This window comes from Clostridioides sp. LIBA-2809, assembly GCF_056688965.1.
Genome location: NZ_CP197004.1, coordinates 2,492,164 through 2,511,908, shown reverse-complemented (window position 1 = coordinate 2,511,908; position 19,745 = coordinate 2,492,164). Strand labels below are relative to the sequence as shown.

14 protein-coding genes are annotated in these 19,745 nt (G+C 29.2%); 9 read left to right on the top strand and 5 right to left on the bottom strand.

Features of this window, described 5'->3' with window-relative positions; genetic code table 11:
• Positions 1-46 precede the first annotated feature (46 nt).
• The gene (locus ACTG44_RS11930) at positions 47-1,840 is read left to right on the top strand and encodes an aminopeptidase P family protein (protein ID WP_021385127.1); all 1,794 of its coding nucleotides are present in this window, start codon (positions 47-49) and stop codon (positions 1,838-1,840) included.
• A gap of 82 nt (positions 1,841-1,922) precedes the next feature.
• Here the strand turns inward: ACTG44_RS11930 and ACTG44_RS11925 are convergent, their stop codons facing one another.
• Positions 1,923-3,305, bottom strand: coding sequence for a peptide MFS transporter (locus tag ACTG44_RS11925; RefSeq protein WP_479920499.1), 1,383 nt, complete (start codon positions 3,303-3,305; stop codon positions 1,923-1,925).
• 255 nt (positions 3,306-3,560) lie between these two features.
• Between ACTG44_RS11925 and ACTG44_RS11920 the strand changes: the two genes are divergently transcribed.
• The gene (locus ACTG44_RS11920) at positions 3,561-3,908 is read left to right on the top strand and encodes a cupin domain-containing protein (protein WP_479920498.1); all 348 of its coding nucleotides are present in this window, start codon (positions 3,561-3,563) and stop codon (positions 3,906-3,908) included.
• A gap of 17 nt (positions 3,909-3,925) precedes the next feature.
• On the top strand, positions 3,926-4,960 hold the full coding sequence (locus ACTG44_RS11915) for a DUF6398 domain-containing protein (RefSeq protein ID WP_479920497.1): 1,035 nt from the start codon (positions 3,926-3,928) through the stop codon (positions 4,958-4,960).
• 48 nt (positions 4,961-5,008) lie between these two features.
• Here the strand turns inward: ACTG44_RS11915 and ACTG44_RS11910 are convergent, their stop codons facing one another.
• Positions 5,009-5,959: a PTS sugar transporter subunit IIC gene (locus ACTG44_RS11910; protein ID WP_479920496.1), complete on the bottom strand. Its 951-nt coding sequence runs from the start codon at positions 5,957-5,959 to the stop codon at positions 5,009-5,011.
• A gap of 372 nt (positions 5,960-6,331) precedes the next feature.
• Here ACTG44_RS11910 and ACTG44_RS11905 point away from each other — a divergent pair, with 372 nt between their 5' ends.
• Positions 6,332-7,867 (top strand): hypothetical protein, encoded by a 1,536-nt coding sequence (locus ACTG44_RS11905; RefSeq protein WP_479920495.1) that lies wholly within the window; start codon positions 6,332-6,334, stop codon positions 7,865-7,867.
• 222 nt (positions 7,868-8,089) lie between these two features.
• Here ACTG44_RS11905 and ACTG44_RS11900 read toward each other — a convergent pair whose 3' ends face one another.
• The gene (locus ACTG44_RS11900; RefSeq protein WP_479916971.1) at positions 8,090-8,776 is read right to left on the bottom strand and encodes an aspartate/glutamate racemase family protein; all 687 of its coding nucleotides are present in this window, start codon (positions 8,774-8,776) and stop codon (positions 8,090-8,092) included.
• A 125-nt stretch (positions 8,777-8,901) separates the two neighbouring features.
• Between ACTG44_RS11900 and ACTG44_RS11895 the strand changes: the two genes are divergently transcribed.
• Together ACTG44_RS11895 and eam are read left to right on the top strand one after the other, a co-directional pair.
• Positions 8,902-10,305, top strand: coding sequence for an aminotransferase-like domain-containing protein (locus tag ACTG44_RS11895; RefSeq protein ID WP_021385256.1), 1,404 nt, complete (start codon positions 8,902-8,904; stop codon positions 10,303-10,305).
• A 380-nt stretch (positions 10,306-10,685) separates the two neighbouring features.
• On the top strand, positions 10,686-11,954 hold the full coding sequence (eam, locus tag ACTG44_RS11890) for a glutamate 2,3-aminomutase (RefSeq protein ID WP_021385198.1): 1,269 nt from the start codon (positions 10,686-10,688) through the stop codon (positions 11,952-11,954).
• Positions 11,955-12,045: 91 nt separating this feature from the next.
• Here the strand turns inward: eam and ACTG44_RS11885 are convergent, their stop codons facing one another.
• Together ACTG44_RS11885 and ACTG44_RS11880 are read right to left on the bottom strand one after the other, a co-directional pair.
• The gene (locus ACTG44_RS11885) at positions 12,046-12,402 is read right to left on the bottom strand and encodes a hypothetical protein (RefSeq protein ID WP_021385105.1); all 357 of its coding nucleotides are present in this window, start codon (positions 12,400-12,402) and stop codon (positions 12,046-12,048) included.
• A 150-nt stretch (positions 12,403-12,552) separates the two neighbouring features.
• On the bottom strand, positions 12,553-13,647 hold the full coding sequence (locus tag ACTG44_RS11880) for an AI-2E family transporter (RefSeq protein WP_479916970.1): 1,095 nt from the start codon (positions 13,645-13,647) through the stop codon (positions 12,553-12,555).
• A 469-nt stretch (positions 13,648-14,116) separates the two neighbouring features.
• Between ACTG44_RS11880 and ACTG44_RS11875 the strand changes: the two genes are divergently transcribed.
• From ACTG44_RS11875 to cspBA, 3 genes are all read left to right on the top strand, one after another.
• Complete coding sequence (locus ACTG44_RS11875; protein ID WP_021385230.1) at positions 14,117-14,938, top strand: AAA family ATPase; 822 nt, start codon at positions 14,117-14,119, stop codon at positions 14,936-14,938.
• A 20-nt stretch (positions 14,939-14,958) separates the two neighbouring features.
• The gene (locus ACTG44_RS11870; RefSeq protein WP_479916969.1) at positions 14,959-16,155 is read left to right on the top strand and encodes a vWA domain-containing protein; all 1,197 of its coding nucleotides are present in this window, start codon (positions 14,959-14,961) and stop codon (positions 16,153-16,155) included.
• 187 nt (positions 16,156-16,342) lie between these two features.
• Positions 16,343-19,741, top strand: coding sequence for a bifunctional germination protease/germinant receptor pseudoprotease CspBA (cspBA, locus tag ACTG44_RS11865; RefSeq protein ID WP_479918794.1), 3,399 nt, complete (start codon positions 16,343-16,345; stop codon positions 19,739-19,741).
• Positions 19,742-19,745 lie beyond the last annotated feature (4 nt).

Below are 19,745 nucleotides of genomic sequence, written 5' to 3'. Positions count from 1 at the left end.
CTTATATATTTAGTTATTCAAACTATTATTTTGAGGAGGTCTTATTGTGAATATAAAAGACAGATTAAGTGAATTAAGAAGACTTATGGAAGAAAAAAACATAGATGCCTATATGATTCCATCTTCTGATAATCATCAAAGCGAATATGTAGGAGATTACTTCAAATCAAGAGAATTTATATCAGGATTTAATGGTTCAGCTGGTACAGTTATTGTTACTAAAGATGAAGCTGGATTATGGACAGATGGAAGATATTTCATACAGGCAGAGTCTCAATTAGAAGGAAGTACAATAAAATTATTCAAAATGGGACAAGAAGGTTGCCCAACTACAGATGAATATTTATATACAAATATTCCTGAAGGTGGAACTTTAGGGTTTGATGGTAGAGTTATATGTGCTAGAGAAGGAGCTACATTAGCTGAAAAATTATCTAAAAAAGGAATAAAGGTAGAATACCAATATGATTTAATAGATAGTGTATGGAAAGATAGACCTGCTTTATCAGACAGTAAGGCATTTTTATTAGATGTTAAATACTGTGGAGAAAGCTTCAGTTCAAAATTAGCTAGATTAAGAGAAAAAATGAGTGAAAAAGGTACTTCTACTCATGTAATAACTACTCTTGATGATATAGCATGGTTATTCAATATAAGAGGTGGAGATGTTAAATACAATCCAGTTGTACTTTCTTATGCAGTAATAACTTTAAAAGAAGTTTACTTATTTGTTGATGAAAGCAAGTTAAATGAAGAAATATTAAATGAACTAGCTAAAGAAAATGTTCAAATAAAACCATATAATGATGTATATGAGTTTGTAAAATCTATAGACAAAGCTGAAAAAGTTTTAGTAGATGGAACTAAACTTAACTATGCTATTTACAATAATATACCTTGTGAAGTTGAGAAGGTTGATGAATTTAATCCAGTGATGTTCTTTAAAGCACAAAAAAATGAGATAGAATTAGAAAATATAAGAAACTCACATATTAAAGATGGTGTAGCTTTCACTAAATTCATGTACTGGTTAAAGAAAAATGTAGGTAAAATGGAAATAACTGAAATAAGTGCTACTGAAAAATTAGAGAACTTAAGAAGAGAACAAGAAGGTTTCTTTGAGCCAAGTTTCAATACAATTGCTGCATATAAAGAGCATGCTGCTATGATGCACTATAGTGCAACTCCAGAATCAAACTATAAGTTAGAAGCTGAAGGATTATTCTTAGTAGATTCAGGTGGACAATATTATGATGGAACTACTGATATAACTAGAACTACAGTATTAGGACCTATAAGTGATGAATTAAAATTACACTTTACTTCTGTAGCAAGAGGTATGATAAATCTTTCTAAAGTTAAGTTTTTACATGGTTGTAGAGGTTATAATCTAGATATATTATCTAGAAGTTGTATGTGGAATATGGGAATAGATTATCAATGTGGAACTGGACATGGTATAGGATTTGTGTTAAATGTTCATGAAGCACCAAATGGATTTAGATGGAGAGTAGTACCTGAAAGATTTGATAGTGCAGTTCTTGAAGAAGGAATGGTAACTACTAATGAACCAGGTATATATATAGAAGGTTCTCATGGTATAAGAACAGAGAATGAAATAGTAGTTAGAAAAGCTGAAAAGAATTTCTACGGTCAATTTATGGAATTTGAAGTTGTTACATTAGCTCCTATTGATTTAGATGGTATAGTTCCAGAATTAATGAATCAAGATGAAAAAGATTATTTAAACTGGTATCATAAACTAGTTTATGATAAAATATCTTCTTTCTTAACTGACGAAGAAAGAGAATGGTTAAAAGTGTATACTAGAGCTATATAGTTTGTAACTAAATATAATAAAAAATCGAGGTATATAATATCTCGATTTTTTATTACATTTTTATTCAATTTAGAAAAATTTCTTAATTTGATAATTCTACTAATTTTTTGTTCATTATAAGTAATATAATTCCAAAGAGTAATAAGAATGATGGTATCACTATGAATACTTGCAACATCCCAAGTTGGTCTATGATAGCTTGTGTATAACCAGACAATTTATTTGCAGCAAATTTACCTAAAAACCAAACTCCCATTAAAAATGAAATATATTTTTCAGGTGAAAGTTTATTTACCATACCATATCCAACTGGAGAAAAACAAATTTCTCCTATACTTTGGAATGTTAAAAATCCAACTACCCAAAACACACTTGCTTTATGGATAGAATTAGGGTCTGTTCCTGTTTGTATAACTGCTACTATCATAAATAAAAACGCTATAGCCAGGAGTATAAATCCTAGACTCATCTTCTTAGGTACACTTAAATCACCTTTAGTAGTCTGAGATAGTTTTACCCATACTAGAGCAGATATAGGTCCAAGAATGACACAAAGAAGACCATTGTATGAATCTATCCATGAAGTTGGGATTTGAAAATTACCAACAGTAAGATTTATGTGTTCCTTTGTGTATAAGGCAATAGACATAGATGCTTGATTATATGCTATCCAAAAAAATACTGTAAAGAAAGCCAAAACTAATATTACTACTATTCTTTTTTTCTCAATTAAAGTTAATGGTTTTGAAGCGAGAATTTTTTTATATTCTAGCGATTTCTTTATAGATTCTTTCCCATCACTGAATCCGTTATCTAAAGATTTATAAAACTTTTTGTTCCCAACTATGAAAAATAATAAACCTATTAGAACAGTAATTGAGGAAAATAAGAATACATATCTATAGCCATACATACTTATAGAAGCACCACTTTTCATAGCAAACCATTCGTTAGCAACTAAACCACATACTAAAGGTCCAAATAATGTTCCTAAATTAGTAGCCATATATGTAATAGAGAAGGCTCCATCTTTTCTTGGGTCATCATTAGTATAAAGATTTCCGACTAAAGTGTGTAGATTTCCTTTATAAAAGCCTATTCCTAATCCAGATAAGAATATCATGATATTTATATCCGTTTTACTATCTGCTAAATATCCTAGGAAATAACCAATTGAAACCATTATCATTCCGAGTATAATACAGTTTTTAGGACCTAAAAATCTATCACTGACCCATCCACCAATAACTGGAGAAAAATAAGTCCATGCCAAAAAAGATGCAAGCATTGATGCAGATTCTGCTGGTGTTAATCCCAAACCACCTTTAGATACTTGTTCAGCTAAAAACAATAATAATACCAACTTCATACCATAGTATGCAAGTCCTACAAAGGTAAATATCGAACAACAGAAATATAAATCCTTAGGTTGTTTAAGTTTTTCTTGAGTTTTTGAAACTGACATATGTCTAGAACCTCCAGATAAAGAATTTAACAAAAATTTACCATACTATATGAGTATATGTTTTTTTAATAGAGACGTCAACTTAAGAGATAATTTAATTAAGTTGCAAGATATGTAAAAATAGTATCATTTTTATATATTCAGTAATATTTTTTTATGAGAATATATGTTATTATTATATTAAAATACAACATATTATGGAAAGGATATGCCAATTTAGTAGTTAGATTGATTGTTTGGCAGGTGGGATGAGCTATGATAAGAAAGAAATCTGAATTACAAGTAGAAGTAAAGGAAAATTTGAATGGTGGTATTGGAAAAGTTAGGCTTGAAAACATAATACAAAATGAAGAGCTTAAAGGAAAAGGAAGACTATTTAAAAGAATAGCTTTACCAGCAGGCAGTTCAATTGGTGTGCATGACCATACAACGGATTTTGAAGTATATTATATATTAAAAGGAAAAGGAAAAGTATTTGATAATGGGAAGTTTATAGAAGTTAATGAGGGTGATGTAGTGTATACAGCTGATGGTGCAAAACATTCTATAGAGAATATAGGAGAAGAAGAACTTGAATTTGTAGCGCTAGTTTTATATATGTAAAATATGGAGGAGGAGTCATGACAAGCAAGATAGAAGAAATTAAGGACAAGATAAATAGATTTTGCAACTCCAATTTGAATCAAGAATATAAAGATATAAGTTTTAAAATTTTGCAAAACCTTTTAGATAATAACAAAGAGATAATTCATTCTTCTAGGGCTGATATATGGTCTTCAGCTATACTAAATATAGTTTTGGAGCAAAATCTTTTATATAATAAGAAGCATCCATTACATATAACAAAAAAAGAATTTTCAAAACAAATAGGTGTTTCTTTAAACACTATAAATAATAAATCATCTTTGATAAAGGAAGTTTGTAACATTGACTTCTTAAATCAAGATACTATAGCTATTTCTAATGTAGAATTTTGGGTAAAAGAGACGAATTCTAAGACAAAGTCTATAGATTTAGATTTAGAAAAGAAGAAAATATTGTATAAAAGATATATTAAGCTATCACAAGATGCTAATAGTAATATTGAATCAATTAGGTATATGGAAGAAGCCGTAAATACTGGAAAAAGTATGATTACTAAAGAAGATAAAGAGTTTGGATTTTGGAAAGGTCTATCCACTAGAGCCTATATGATAGCGCTTGAATCTCTTGCTAGGAAGTTAGAAAGTATTGATAACTTAAAGGAATCAAAAAAAGTATTAGAGTATTTAATAGGAATTAATCCTAGTGATGAGCAGGGAATAAGATATAAGTTGTTAAATATATTGATTAGATTAAATGATAGGACTTCAATAAATAAATTATTTGAGCTTTATAAAGAAGAAAAATCTGCTACATGGATGTACAGTAAAGCTCTTTATTACTTTAAAAACAAAAATGTGTTTTTAGCAAATGACTCTATTAAGGTTGCTAAAAGTAAAAATAAGTATATCGGATTATATTTGTTAGACTGGCGAAATGCCTTTGGTAGAGAATTTGTTACAGAAGAAGAAAAGGCTGAAGCGGTATATTATTATGATGAAAATATAGTTCTTTGGAATGAAGTCAAAGGTTCAATAGATTGGTTGTTAAAAAAGATGTTGGAATTTTCATAAAAAAAACTACTCCTTACTTTTATATAAGTAAAAGGAGTAGTTTTTAATTTATACATCTAGTTTTAAATCTCCTGCTTTTATTAACCCTTTTTTTCTCATAAATTCTGAAATTAGTAAGGTTACAATAGCAGGAAGTATAAAGTTAAGTAAAAGTATACCAATCCACATAGTTGTACCTCCTTTTCCAGCACTTTGCATAGCAGTTACTGTTCCAAATTGTCCAACCAATCCACAAGTACCCATACCTGAGCCAATAGGAATATTCTCCATTTTAAATATTGTTGTAGACAATGGGCCAAGTAATATTGAAGCAACAGTAGGTGGTATCCAAATTTTCCAGTTTTTTATTATATTAGGAACTTGAAGCATAGATGTACCAAGTCCTTGTGCCACTAGACCTCCTACTCCGTTTTCTCTAAAGCTCATAACAGCAAAACCTATCATTTGGCAACAACAACCAACAGTTGCCGCTCCACCAGCAAGACCTCCTAAACTAAGCATCATACAAATAGCTGCACTACTTATAGGTAATGTAAGAGCTATTCCAACAAGTGCAGATACTAGAGCGCCCATTATTATAGGTTGCATAGTTGTAGCTTGCATTATTATGTTTCCAAATGAAGTCATAAATGCAGAAACAGCTGGTCCAATAAGTTGTGCTACAAGTACTCCAATTAGTATTGTTACAGCAGGTGTAACCAATATATCTACCTTTGTTTCTTTTGAAACTAATTTTCCAATCTCTACTGCAAAAAGTGTAGCAACAAATGCTCCAACAGGACCTCCCAATTCGTTACCACAAGCTCCAACAAGTGCACAAGAAAATAGTACAAGTGGAGGTGCTTGAAGCCCATAGGCAATAGCCACTGCTATAGCTGGACCAGTAACCTGTTTAGCAAGAGGACTTATAATTTCAGTAAAAAGAGAAATGTTGAAGTTGTCTCCTAATGTGTTAAAAATTGTTCCAATTAAAAGGGAAGAAAAAAGACCGAGTGCCATGTAACTTAACGCATCAATAAGATACCTTTGAACAGAAATTTCAATATTTTTTCTTTTAGCGAATGATTTGAAATCTTTTTTTTGTAATTGATTTCCAATTTAAAGTCCTCCTCATATAATACAAGTATAAATTTCTTTTGAATTAATTATATAACTTTTTAGCTGACAAGACAAATGTTATTTCACTAAAATTAGACTATTGTAATAGTAAGAAATTAACACTAATTTTAGTTTTAAATTTTAAATTTATGGTTTATAATTAATATAGGGATATTCTGAAATATAATAATTTTCCAGTTTATGCCAATGTTTAACTTAGGTAGATTGCTTACAAAACAAATGATTATATATTAGGCTAAAGGAAGTGGATAGATGAGATTTGTAGAAAATAAGAAATACAGAAAAATTGCCATAATTATATCTATTCCTATATTGCTTGTTGCGCAGTACTACCTTTTTAAATTTGGAATACTTAGACCAATGGTAAAGGGAGTAGAAATCGAAATTGTAGATGGGGAATATGTTAAAGATTTAGATAAATATGTAGTAAAATTAAATGAAACAGTTACTTTGTCTACTGGTGAATATATTAAAGTTCCTTCATATGCTAAAGACCCAAATATTTGGTTTAATGTGTTGGATAATTCAGGGACTTTAAAAATAGATGGAAATAAGATGACAGCATTAAAGGTTGGGTATTCTTCTGTGGGTATAATGAAAAATTCAAGAGTGTTAAAAAAGGCTACTATAAAAGTAGTAGACCCAGAAGTAGAATCACTAGATATGGAGATTAATGGGGATTTAAAACATGTTGGTGATAGTGCTACTATAGAAAGTACAATAGAGGTTGATTATGATAAATTTAAAAAATCATATAAACCTATTTATAAGAGTAGTAATGAAGATGTTCTAAAAATTAAAGGAAATACAGTAAGTGCAGTTGGAGTTGGAAAAGCTACAATATATGCTAAGTGTGGAAGCAAAGAAGTAGAGAGAACCTTTAGAATTCAAGCTATAGTTGCGGAAATAAATATGAATGATGTAAAAATAGAAGTTGACCAAAATGAAAAATTAAAACCGGATATAATAACTTCTCCACCTGGTTTAAAGGCACCAACAATATATTATGAGTTAGCAGATTCAAAATTACCTGTAGAAAGAGCAATAAGTCTAAGTAATGATGGAAATATTGTAGGGCTTAGAGAAGGTAAGGAAAGAGTAAGAATAACTTGTGGAGATAAATCTAAAATAATAACTGTAACAGTAGTTAAAGAAACTATAACGAATGACTATATACAAAACTTAGTAGGGTCACATAAAATAGTAAATAATAAAATTATCATTAAGCTTGAGTGGGACTATATGAAAGATGTCTTTGATTATGATATATACCTTAAAGACAAATTGTCAGGAGAATCATTTAAGAAAATCAAATCTATAACTATAAATGAAAGTGATTTAGGAAAATCACAAAAGGTATATGCTACTATAGAAGTAGATATAAAAGATAATCAAAATTTAGATTTTGATATTTATGTTGTAGGTAAGAAAGATTCAGATACAACTAAGCCAAGTAATGTCATAAATATCACTAATGGAAATGGAAATTCAACTAATGATAATAATATTCAAGATATGAAGGTTGAAAACATATCAGCTAATGTTGATAGAGATAACAATGTTATTAGAGTTAACTGGAGTAGTGTATCTCATAAGGGTTGTACCTATAGTATATATGTAAAAAATAATACTAATGGAGATGGAGACTTTACACTGTATCAAAGTGATATACAAGGTAATGAGCATACTATAAATATTCCTGAGGGAGACTTAAATCTAGATATTTATGTTGTTGCAAATTATGAAGGAAAAAACTCTCAAAATAGTGATGTTATAAATGTAAGATAGATTTGTATACAGATTAAGAGTGTCAAGTTTGTGATTTATTGAAAAATTAAATTAAAAAAAGAGGATAGTATGAGAATATGAACATCACTCCATTTAGTAGACACAGTATCTTGTTTACTGTGTCTACTAAATAGAGCATTGTTAAACAATCATACTATCCTTTTTTATATAGGGGTTTCAAATTTTTAGTGTTAAAAGTATTTTTTGCTAACTAACACCATCTTAGATTGACTTTAATGCAGCTTCTATTGCATGTATTAGTGTTGTATCAAATAGTGGAATAGAAGTATCATTTTGTTTAATTAGAAGATCTATTTCTGTACATCCTAATATGATACCATCTACACCTTGTTTGCCAAGCTTATCTATAATTGATAAGAAAGCTTTTTTTGAAGAGTCAGATACAATTCCTACACAAAGTTCATTAAATATTGTATTGTTTACTATTATACGGTCTTCTTCGTTTGGAATTAAAACTTCAATCCCATTATTAATAATTATGTTTTTATAAAAATCTTGCTCCATTGTATATTTAGTACCCAATAAAGCTACTTTTTTTATTCCTTTTTCCTTCAATACTTCAGCAGTTACATTTGCTATGTTTATTAATGGGATATGTATCTTTTCTTGTATTTTATCTGCTACCTTATGCATAGTATTAGTACATATAACAATAAAATCTGCACCTGCATCTTGTAATTTAATTGCAGCATCAGATAGAATTTCAGCACTTTTTTCCCAATTTCCGCTAGACTGGCATTCTTCAATTTCTTGAAAATCTACACTGTAAAGTATACACTTAGAAGAATGTAGTCCACCTAATCTTTCTTTTATTACTGTATTAATAACTTGGTAATATGTAATGGTACTTTCCCAACTCATACCACCAATTAAGCCTATAGTCTTCATATTTATACCTCTCTTATTCTGTTTATTTTGAAATAGCTATTTACAAATACAAGTATAGCATCTAAAATATAAGCATACAATAATAAAATTGTATGGAGGACAATTATATTAAAAGGAGTAATTATATGCCAATAAATTCATTTGAAAACTATCCTATGACATGGAAACCAAAATTAAATAATCGAAAACCACCAATATATAAAACTTTGGCAATGTTATTAGAAGAAGATATTAAAATAGGAAATTTAAATCCTGGAGATAAGTTACCACCACAACGAGAATTAGCAGATTTTCTAGATTTGAATTTAAGTACAATAACACGAGCATTTAAACTTTGTGAAGAGAAGGGGTTAATATGTGCAAAAGTAGGAAAAGGAACTTTTATTTCTTCTGATGTAAATGTAAGCAATACATTATTATATCAAACAGAATCAAAAGATATAATTGAACTAGGTACAGTGCATCCTCCTTATGAGCAAAATACATATATCATTGATTTTATTAAAAATGTACTAAAACAACCAGAAATGGATAGATTTTTACAATACATGTCTCCTTCTGGCACATATATGCAAAAAAAATCAATTGCAAAATGGATAGAAAGAAACAATGTATATACTAGTGAAGAAAATATACTACTATCTACAGGTAGTCAGAATGCTATATGTGCAACTTTACTAGGACTATTTAAAGCTGGAGATAGAATTGCTACAGATTCTTTGAGTTTTTCTGGAATTAAATCAATAGCTAAAATGATAGGTATTCAATTGATTCCAATTCCTCAAGAAAATAATGAAATGTCAATAGAATCTCTCGAAATTTATTGTAAAAATGAAAATATAAAAGGCATATATCTTATACCAGACTATCATAATCCAACAACACATTCTATGTCTAATTTATCTCGCAAAAAAATTGCAGAGATAGCAAAAAAGTATAATATAATAATTATTGAAGATGCAATAAATAGTATTCTTAGACCTAATATACAAACTCCTATATTTTCTTTAGCTAGTAACAATACTGTATATATTTTTAGTACATCTAAGTTTTTATGTGCTGGTCTTAGAATAGCATTTGTAGTTGCTCCAAAACGCTATATAGAAAACTTAGAAAAGGCACTATATAATATGAATCTAATGGTTTCTCCATTTACTGCGGAAATAGTACACCGTTTATTGTATTCTCCTATTATAGATAAAATTATAGAAGAGAAAAAAGATGCAATTGTAGAAAGAAATAAAATTGCTGATAAAATTTTATCAAATTATAATTTAATTGGTGATAAAAATTGTAGTTTTCGTTGGTTACTTCTTCCTGATGAATTAGATGGAAAGTCATTTGAAATATGTGCAAAAAATCTAGGCGTTCAAGTATATTGTGCTGAACGTTTTTCAGTTGGTAATTCTACAGTACCAAAAGCAATTCGTATTTGTGTAACAGCTCCAAAAGATATAGAAGAATTGGAAAAAGGGCTGAATATAATAAAGTCACTTCTTAAGAGCCAGAGTTACTTTACTATGATTTAATTAAATAAATAAAAAAGCGGAGAAATTTATTATAATAAACCTCCGCTTTTATTATTTAATGAAATACTTTATTTTCTATTAAAATTTTAACTTTAATAATCTTGAAAAAATAATCATTTTATGATAAAATAATTCTTAAAAATAGAAAAAATTAATCATTTGTTAAAAAAAATGCATAATATATTGTAATTTATTGACGAAAGTGGAAAAATATTCACAAATGTGTAAAATAACAGAAAAAATGCAAAAATAAGTTCAATTTCATTTGTTATAAAATCTATATGGCAAAGTTAAATCTGCCTATCAGAATGATATAAACACATCAGAAAGGAGGATGCTATCAAATAATATGAGTAAGTTAATTTTGATAGCGAAGAATTATGAATGAACAAACTAGAATATCCTTAGAGAGAGCTGCTGAACTAAAATCAAAAATTGATGATTATATTCAGGCTAGAAAAACTATTAACAGAGGTCTTGAAAAAGAAGAAGAGATAAATAAACGAAAACAGAAAATATTAAATTTATTAAATGGAACAGAAGAAGATTGGAATAACTACAAATGGCAATTATCAAATAGAATAACAGATGTAGATACTTTATCAAAGATTATCACTCTGACTAAAAAAGAAAAAGAATATATAAAAGAGGTTGGTACTCAATTTAGATGGGCTATATCTCCATATTATTTGAGTCTGATAGACCCAGAAGACATATGTGACCCGATAAAATTGCTGTCCATACCAACACATATAGAATTAGAAGATGAACAAGAAGATTTAGACCCAATGGGAGAAGAGTACACAAATCCAGCAGGGTGTATAACAAGAAGATATCCAGATAGACTAATAATAAATGTAACAAATGAGTGTGCTATGTATTGTAGACACTGTCAAAGAAGAAGAAATATTGGTCAACAAGATTCTCATAAGTCAAAAGCTATTATCCAAGAGTCTATAGACTACATTAGAGAGAATGAAGAAATAAGGGATGTATTGGTGACTGGAGGAGATGCTCTTACATTAAAAGATGATTATTTAGAATGGATTCTTAGCCAACTTAAAGAAATACCACATGTTGATTATGTTAGATTAGGTACTAGAACTCTTGTTACAATGCCACAAAGAATTACAGATGAATTTTGTAACATGCTAAAAAAATATCATCCTATATATATAAATACACATTTCAACCATCCAATGGAAATAACTAAAGAGTCTAAAGAAGCTTGTGAGAAGCTAGCAAATGCAGGAGTTCCATTAGGGAATCAAGCAGTATTATTGAATGGTATAAACAATGATAAATTTGTAATGAGATGTTTAAATCAAGAATTACTAAAAATAAGAGTAAAACCGTATTATATATTCCAAAGTAAGCATGTAAAGGGAACAAAACATTTTAACACATCAGTAGATGATGGTCTTGAAATAATGGAATATCTGAGAGGATACACATCAGGAATGGCTATACCAACATATATAGTTAACGCTCCAAAAGGAGGAGGAAAGACTCCATTACTTCCACAATACCTTGTATCAAAAGGAACAGATTATGTTATGCTTAGAACATGGGAAGGCAAAGTTGTAAAAATGGAAGATGAACCTGCTGTAGATATAAAGAAACTTATAAAAGAGCAAGCACAGGATTAATAAATATTTAAATTGCAAAAAAAGAAACAACTTTAAAATAAAAATAAAATGGATGCTAAATTTATACCAATTTGCATCCATTTTTTATTAGTTATTTATTATTTTGTTGTTGATTAACTAATTCAAGATATCCACTTGGGTGGAAGTAATATATCTCAGAAGTATTTTCATTTACAAAGTAACCAATGTCACCATCTGCATCTGGTAAAAATACATAACCATTAAGATTTTTAGCTTTTAATGCTTCGAAATCGCTAGCATTTCCTTGATATATGTAATCAACTTCATTGTTGTATTTTACTAAAAGTTCTTTAGCTTGTTCTTGAGTCAATTTAGTATTTTGGCTTACAGGAACATCCTTTTGAGAATCGGCATAAGAAGATTCATTTACTGGTGCAGTTAATAACAAACAAGATAAAACTAATAAAGATATAAGTGCTTTTTTCATACTAAAACCCTCTTTCGTGTTTAATTATATAAGATTCATTACTTAATAATATTGTATGTTTCCTATAATTAAATATTACCATTAAAGAGAATAATATTACAGTTACACAGCTGTAACCTTTGATTACAAAATCGTAATTAAATTGTATTTTTATTCCATCTGTATTTTATCATGCCTACGATTTACAAATTCACAGAAATATATCTTTATAACACCCATCACAGGTGCTGATAGAATCATGCCAGGTATACCAAAGAACCCTCCTCCAACAGTAACTGCTAGTATTGTAAAAAATGGACTAAGACCTAGTTGTCCACCTACGATTTTTGGTTCTATAAATGTAACTTCAACTTGCTGAATTATTATTAAATAAATCAAAGAAGTTAGTGCAGTTGTTGGGTTGGAGAATAAATTAATTATTACAACTGGTGCCATACCTATTACTGGACCAAAATATGGAACCATATTCATAACACCCATAAGTGTGCCAAATAACAGCGCATATTCAGATTTTAAAAAGTAAAGACCAATTCCAGAAAGTAACCCAACTATAAAAGAATCTAGAATCTTGCCTGTAAAGTATTTACCAATATTTAAATTTAAGCTCTGACATAACTCTATTATAAAATCTCCATATTTTTTACCTAAAGAAATATAAACTATTTTCTTTGTAAATAATAAGAATTTTTCTTTTTCTAATAATATATAGAAACAAATTATAAAACCTAAAAGGAATTGCACTATAAATTTTCCAACAGAGAATGTAGTACTAAATATTCCTCCAAGTGAGCCAATAAGCAAGTTACTAAACTTAGGCATTACACTCATAATTTTGTCACCATATTCTTTTAATGTATTAGGGTCTACTGATTGTAAACTTTTACCTAAATCAAATAGGAACTGCTCCGTTTTATTTATATATGTAGGAACCTGAGATACCAAATCAGTTAAACTATTCACTATGGATGGAACTGTAAATAGTATAAAGGCAATTAGTATAACTATGAGTACACCATAAGTAAGAAGTAAAGAGTATATTCTCTTAAAATTTAGTTTACTTTCCAAAAACTTTACTAGTGGATTGAATATATATGCTAATATAAATGCTATTATAAATGGTGTAAGCAGTGACATTAATAAACTTACCATTCCAAAAAAATATTTATAGTTATCAATAACTTTAATCAAGATGTATGAAACAACCACAGTAAGTACAATATTTAAATAAATTTTCTTGTCTTGCAAAATAACACAACCTTTCTTATATTTGTTAAATTTAAATATATCTAAATTTAAGTTCAAGTTAACATTTATAGCTTATTATACAATAAAAAGCAGTATTAATATAGTATGATTAATATGAAATTATAAATACATTAAAATTTTATATTTATGATTAAAAATAATGAAAATTAATTAAGTTATGTCTATATATAACTTAATTCTAAAAAAAGTGATGTCTTTAATTAAAATAAATTTGTTATAATCTAAAATTTGTATAAGAAGTTATCTTTTCTTATTTTTTAAAATATATATTTCATTTAATTATGACAAATAAAGATAAAAATTAAATATTTTAGAGGTAATTTTACTTTGATATAGAATTTTAGAATAATGCTATACAAATGTATTGTATTATTATTTTTTATATTAAAAATAGTAATAACGTATCTATATACATTTAGAAAATTATTGTTTAGAAGGAGTAGAACTTATGATAAAAAAAGAAATAGGTAATTTTAAAGGTACTAGTGATTATGTGGTATCACCAGAATTAATGGCATCAGTTAACGTTGCTATTGCTCTTGAAAAACCACTTTTGATTAAAGGCGAGCCTGGGACAGGTAAGACTATGCTTGCACAAGCAATTTCGAATGAACTAAAAAAAGATTTAGTAATTTGGAATATAAAGTCAACTACAAAAGCTCAAGATGGTCTTTATGTATATGATACTGTTCAAAGACTCTATGATAGTCAATTTGGAGGAGAAGGAGTAGATGATATTAGTAAGTATATAAAACATGGTAAATTAGGGGAGGCATTTAGTTCAAAACAACAAGTAATTCTTTTAATAGATGAAATAGATAAAGCAGACCTCGAATTTCCAAACGACCTACTTTGGGAATTAGATAAAATGGAGTTTTACATAAATGAAACAAAAGAAACTGTAAAGGCTAAACAAAGACCAATAGTTATTATAACCTCAAATGCAGAAAAAGAACTTCCAGATGCATTTTTAAGAAGATGTATATTCCATTATATAGAATTTCCTGATAGAGAAATGATGGAAGAAATAGTCAAAGTACATTTCGATAAAGTAGAAGAACATCTATTAGAACAAGTAATGACTACTTTTTATTGGATTAGAAGCTTAAAAGAGATACAAAAAAAACCTAGTACATCTGAATTAATAGATTGGATACAAGCATTAACTTTGAGTGGAATTCCTATTGAAAAAATAGAGCAAGAAGTTCCTTTTGCAGGAATACTGCTTAAAAATAACGAGGATATTGAATCTATGCAAAGACGTTTGTAGTTAATAGGAGCTGGATAATTATGTTTATTAAATTTTTTTATTTATTGAGGGCAAGAGGATTAGAAGTATCTTTAAATGAGTGGATGACTTTAATTGAAGCACTGGATAAAGGTCTTTGTTATTCAAGCTTTTCAAATTTTTATTATCTTTGTAGAATGATTTTAATAAAAAGTGAAAGTAATTTTGATAAGTTTGATGCAGTGTTCTTAGAGTATTTTAAAGGAATAGAGCACCAAGAAGAAATTCCAGAAGAAATCATGAATTGGCTTAATAAAGCAGATATAATTCTAGAAGAATTTGAAAGAGTGGAGCAAAATCCAAATATAAATCTTGATGACTTGAGGGCTAAACTGGAAGAACGTATAAAAGAGCAAGATTCTCCACATAATGGAGGAAATTATTGGATAGGTACAGGAGGTACTTCTGAATTAGGTCATTCAGGAAAGGGACAAACTGGTATACGTATAGGGGGAAATTCAACCTATGGAAGAGCTGTTTTGGAAGTCGCAGGAGAAAGAAAATATAGAGATTTTAGAGATGATGAAGTTTTAAATATGCGTCAATTTCAAGTTGCCCTAAAAAGGCTTCGTCAATTCTCTACTAAAATAGATGCACCAAAAACAGAACTTGACTTAGATAAGACTATTGAAGAGACTTGTAATAATGCTGGGTATTTGAAGTTATTTTTTGAGAAGCCTAGAAAAAATACAGTGAAGCTTTTATTACTTATGGACTCAGGTGGCTCAATGAGGGGATATAGCACTTTATGTAATACATTATTCCAGTCTGTAAGTAAATCAAATCATTTTAAAGATGTAAAAGTATATTATTTTCACAACTGTCTTTATGACAGATTATTTACAACACCTGAATGTTGGTTAAGTAAGTCTATTGATACTGAATGGATATTACAAAATATAGATAAAAACTATAAAGTTATAATTGTGGGAGATGCTTCTATGTCACCTTCTGAGTTACTTAATATTGGTGGTAATTATCGTGGACCATATAATTATACTCCTGGAATAGAATGGCTAAAAAGATTTAAAAGAAAGTACAGTAAAATTGTATGGTTGAATCCAGAGTTGAGAGATGGATGGGATTCAATTAGTTATTGGTATCAGACTCAAAGATTAATACAAAGTGAATTCAATATGTTTCCATTAACTGTAAAAGGTTTGGAGAAAGCATTAAAAAATTTAATGGTGTCAAGATAAAATAAAGAATGATGGTATAATTTATTAAAAATTGTACCATCATTCTTTATTTTAGATTAGTCGCTAGAAAAGTAGAAGTATTTATGAATAGCATTGAGGAGTATAATTGAAATTCAAAAATTATATACTACGATACATTTTAGACCTACAGAAAACATATACATTAATAATAATTTTAGAAATCGAGGTGATTATAATAAATTATGAATTAATTGTAAAATACAATGGAGATATATTGAGGTTAGAACAAGAATTAGGTGTTTCAGTAGAGATACTTAATTCATCATATGCAATAATAACATCAAGTAATGAAGAAGATATAAATACACTTTTGACTTATCCAGAAATTGAATTTATAGAAAAACCTTTCATATTACAAACTCAAGATGTGCAAAGTTTCTCAAGCACAGGAATAACAGGTTTTAAGAATAGAACTGGTTTAACTGGAAAAGGAACTATAATTGGTATAATCGATTCGGGAATAGATTATACTCTACCTGTATTTAGAGATAGTGATGGAAGGTCTAAAATATTATATTATTGGGATCAATCTATTCAGGGAAATCCACCAGAAGGTTTTAGAGAGGGTACATTATATACTAATGAAGATATAAATAATGCAATAGCTGGAAATATGTATATACCTATTTCAACAACTAGTTTACATGGGACACATGTTGGAGGTATTTGTGCAACTATTGCAAGTGATGCTAGGATAATAGTGGTGAGGGTTGGAAATATACAGACAGATGTTTTTTCAAGAAGTACAGAATTTATGAGGGCAATTAAATTTATTTTAGATAGAGCATTAGAATTAAGAATGCCTGTTACATTAAACATAAGTTATGGAAGTAATGAAGGTTCGCATAGAGGAACATCCTTATTTGAACAATATATAGATGATATGTGTTTATTTTGGAAGAATAATATAGTTGTAGCGGCTGGAAATAATGCAGATAAAGGTGGTCATAAGAGAATTAGATTACAGAATAATACTGCAGAAGAAGTAGAGTTTGTAGTTGGAGAAGGGGAACGTATATTAAATATAAATATATGGCCAGACTTTGTTGATGATTTTAGTGTACATTTGGTAAGCCCATCAAATAGTCAAACACAATCAATTTCTCTGACTTCAGGTGAAATAAGAAATACTTTGGGTGAAACTAGGGTAACTGGTTATTTTTATCCTATAGCTCCATATTCTCTTACAAGGAGAGTTACCTTACAACTAAGTTCAAATACACAAATAAACCCAGGTTTGTGGAGAATTGTATTTGAGCCAATAGACATTGTAACTGGAAATGTAAATATATATTTGCCAACTTCTGAAGGATTAAATAGAAATACTAGATTTCTTATTCCAACTCAAGAACTTACTGTAACGGTTCCTGGGACAGCAAGTAGAGTTATAACAGTAGGCAGTTTCAATTCAAGAACAGATATAGTATCCATATTTTCTGGAGAAGGAGATACACAACTAGGTGTATTTAAGCCAGATTTATTGGCTCCAGGAGAAGATATAATATCATTTTTACCAGGAGGTACAAGTGGCGCATTAAGTGGAACTAGTATGGCTACTCCTCATGTTACAGGTGTTTGTTCATTGTTTATGGAGTGGGGAATTGTAAATGGAAATGATTTATTTTTATATTCTCAGAAATTAAGAGCACTACTTTTAAGAGGGGCAAGAAGGCTAAGTAATCAATCCTATCCAAATAATTCATCAGGATTTGGGTTTTTAAATTTAGCAGATATAGATTTGTACACTCTATCTAGTATAAATCAAGATTTAGAGACCGATGATATTGGATATAGAAGTATTAATAAATCATTTAAAGATGAAGAAAATAATTATAAACTTGTAGATGGTTATAATAACAATATAAAAAATGATATTAAATCAGATAGTTTTTGCAATGAGGATATGAATAGGCAAAGTGGAATTTTAGCAGGAATAAATATAATTCATACTCCTGAATTTGAAGGAGAATTAAATGCTTTAGGTATGGGTTCTGGTTTTATTAAATTAAGTGATTCATTAGGCATACTACCTATAGATGCTTCTGATTATAACAGTATACAAAGAATATTGGAACTTCCATCGATTATAAGGTCAGAATCAACTATAAAGATGTCATTACTTGGAACCATTAACCAAGGAACTTTTGGTGGTATAGTTGCAACAGAAGAGATAGGTGTAAATTTCTTTAAAAACAATCCAAACATTACGATAACAGGAAGAGGTACTCTAATAGCAATTGCAGATACAGGAATAGACTATCTACACAGAGATTTTATTTATCCAGATGGAACTTCAAAGATAGTATATTTATGGGATCAAACAAAAGAAGGAAGTCCTCCTGAAGGTTTTTATATTGGAACAGAATATACACGAGAAGATATAAATAGAGCTATAGCAGACAATGACCCTAGTTTATCTCAGGATGAAGTTGGCCAAGGAACGATGTTAAGTGGTATATGTGCAGGACTGGGAAATGTAAATAGTGAATATGCAGGAATAGCAGAAGATGCTGAATTGATAATAATAAAACTTGGTAAGCTAGATGGTTTTTATAATAGTGCAATGCTATTTGCTGCATCTCAGTATGCATATAAAAAAGCTTTTGAACTTGGAAGACCATTGGTTATAAATGTATCTTTGGGTAGTAGCAGTCTAGCTGGCTTAACTAATAGAAGTAATAGTGAAAAAGCATTCTTTACTAGAGGTTTATGTATAACAGCAGGGGCAGGAAATGAGGGCAATACACAAACACATACATCTGGAAGTATACCACATGCAGGAGGTTCTGTTGATATTGAGTTGGAGTTGAGTGAAGATGAAGAAGAATTATCATTAGAGCTTTGGTTAAACAAGCCAGATAAGGCAGATGTAATAATAGTATCGCCTTCAGGTGAAGAGAGTAAAAGTGTCGGTGTATCAAGTTACAATAGAGTGACTGGTTTATTTGATTTAGAAGGAACTGATTATTTCATAACATATGTATACCCAACTACTTTTTCAGGTCAGCAGTTTACTAATATTACTTTGAAAAATGCTAAAAGAGGAGTATGGAAAATTAGACTAGTTGGAGTTTATATTATAAATGGTATATACAATTTATACTTGCCAAACAGAGTGCTTTTAAAAAGTGGAACTAGATTTAGACAGGTTGACCCTTTTTATACTATAAATTATCCTGCCATTCAAGATGATTTAATAACTGTAGGAGCATATAACACTATTAATAATAGTTTATGGCAAAGTTCATCAAGAGGTCCAACTATTGAAAATAGATTGAAGCCAGATTTAGTAGCACCAGGAGTGAGTATAATCGCCGCTTATCCTGGCAATACATACGCAACTATAACTGGTACAGCAGCAGCGAGTGCACATGTTGCAGGAGCTGCTGCAATGTATTTTCAATATACTTTTGCTGATGGAAGATATCCAAATCAAGCATATGTTCAAAAAGTAAAAACATTTATGCAAGCTGGAGCTAGAAAAAATTCAAATACAGTGTATCCAAATACAAGTGCTGGATATGGAGCATTAGATGTTAGGGGCATGTTTGATGTATTAAGGTAGGGGG

Excerpts from the sequence above, each read along its gene's own strand:
- ACTG44_RS11925 (WP_479920499.1), bottom strand. The coding sequence starts at position 3,305 with ATGTCAGTTTCAAAAACTCAAGAAAAACTTAAACAACCTAAGGATTTA.
- ACTG44_RS11920 (WP_479920498.1), top strand. The coding sequence starts at position 3,561 with ATGATAAGAAAGAAATCTGAATTACAAGTAGAAGTAAAGGAAAATTTG.
- ACTG44_RS11915 (WP_479920497.1), top strand. The coding sequence starts at position 3,926 with ATGACAAGCAAGATAGAAGAAATTAAGGACAAGATAAATAGATTTTGC.
- ACTG44_RS11910 (WP_479920496.1), bottom strand. The coding sequence starts at position 5,959 with ATGGCACTCGGTCTTTTTTCTTCCCTTTTAATTGGAACAATTTTTAAC.
- ACTG44_RS11905 (WP_479920495.1), top strand. The coding sequence starts at position 6,332 with ATGAGATTTGTAGAAAATAAGAAATACAGAAAAATTGCCATAATTATA.
- ACTG44_RS11900 (WP_479916971.1), bottom strand. The coding sequence starts at position 8,776 with ATGAAGACTATAGGCTTAATTGGTGGTATGAGTTGGGAAAGTACCATT.
- ACTG44_RS11895 (WP_021385256.1), top strand. The coding sequence starts at position 8,902 with ATGCCAATAAATTCATTTGAAAACTATCCTATGACATGGAAACCAAAA.
- eam (WP_021385198.1), top strand. The coding sequence starts at position 10,686 with ATGAATGAACAAACTAGAATATCCTTAGAGAGAGCTGCTGAACTAAAA.
- ACTG44_RS11885 (WP_021385105.1), bottom strand. The coding sequence starts at position 12,402 with ATGAAAAAAGCACTTATATCTTTATTAGTTTTATCTTGTTTGTTATTA.
- ACTG44_RS11875 (WP_021385230.1), top strand. The coding sequence starts at position 14,117 with ATGATAAAAAAAGAAATAGGTAATTTTAAAGGTACTAGTGATTATGTG.
- ACTG44_RS11870 (WP_479916969.1), top strand. The coding sequence starts at position 14,959 with ATGTTTATTAAATTTTTTTATTTATTGAGGGCAAGAGGATTAGAAGTA.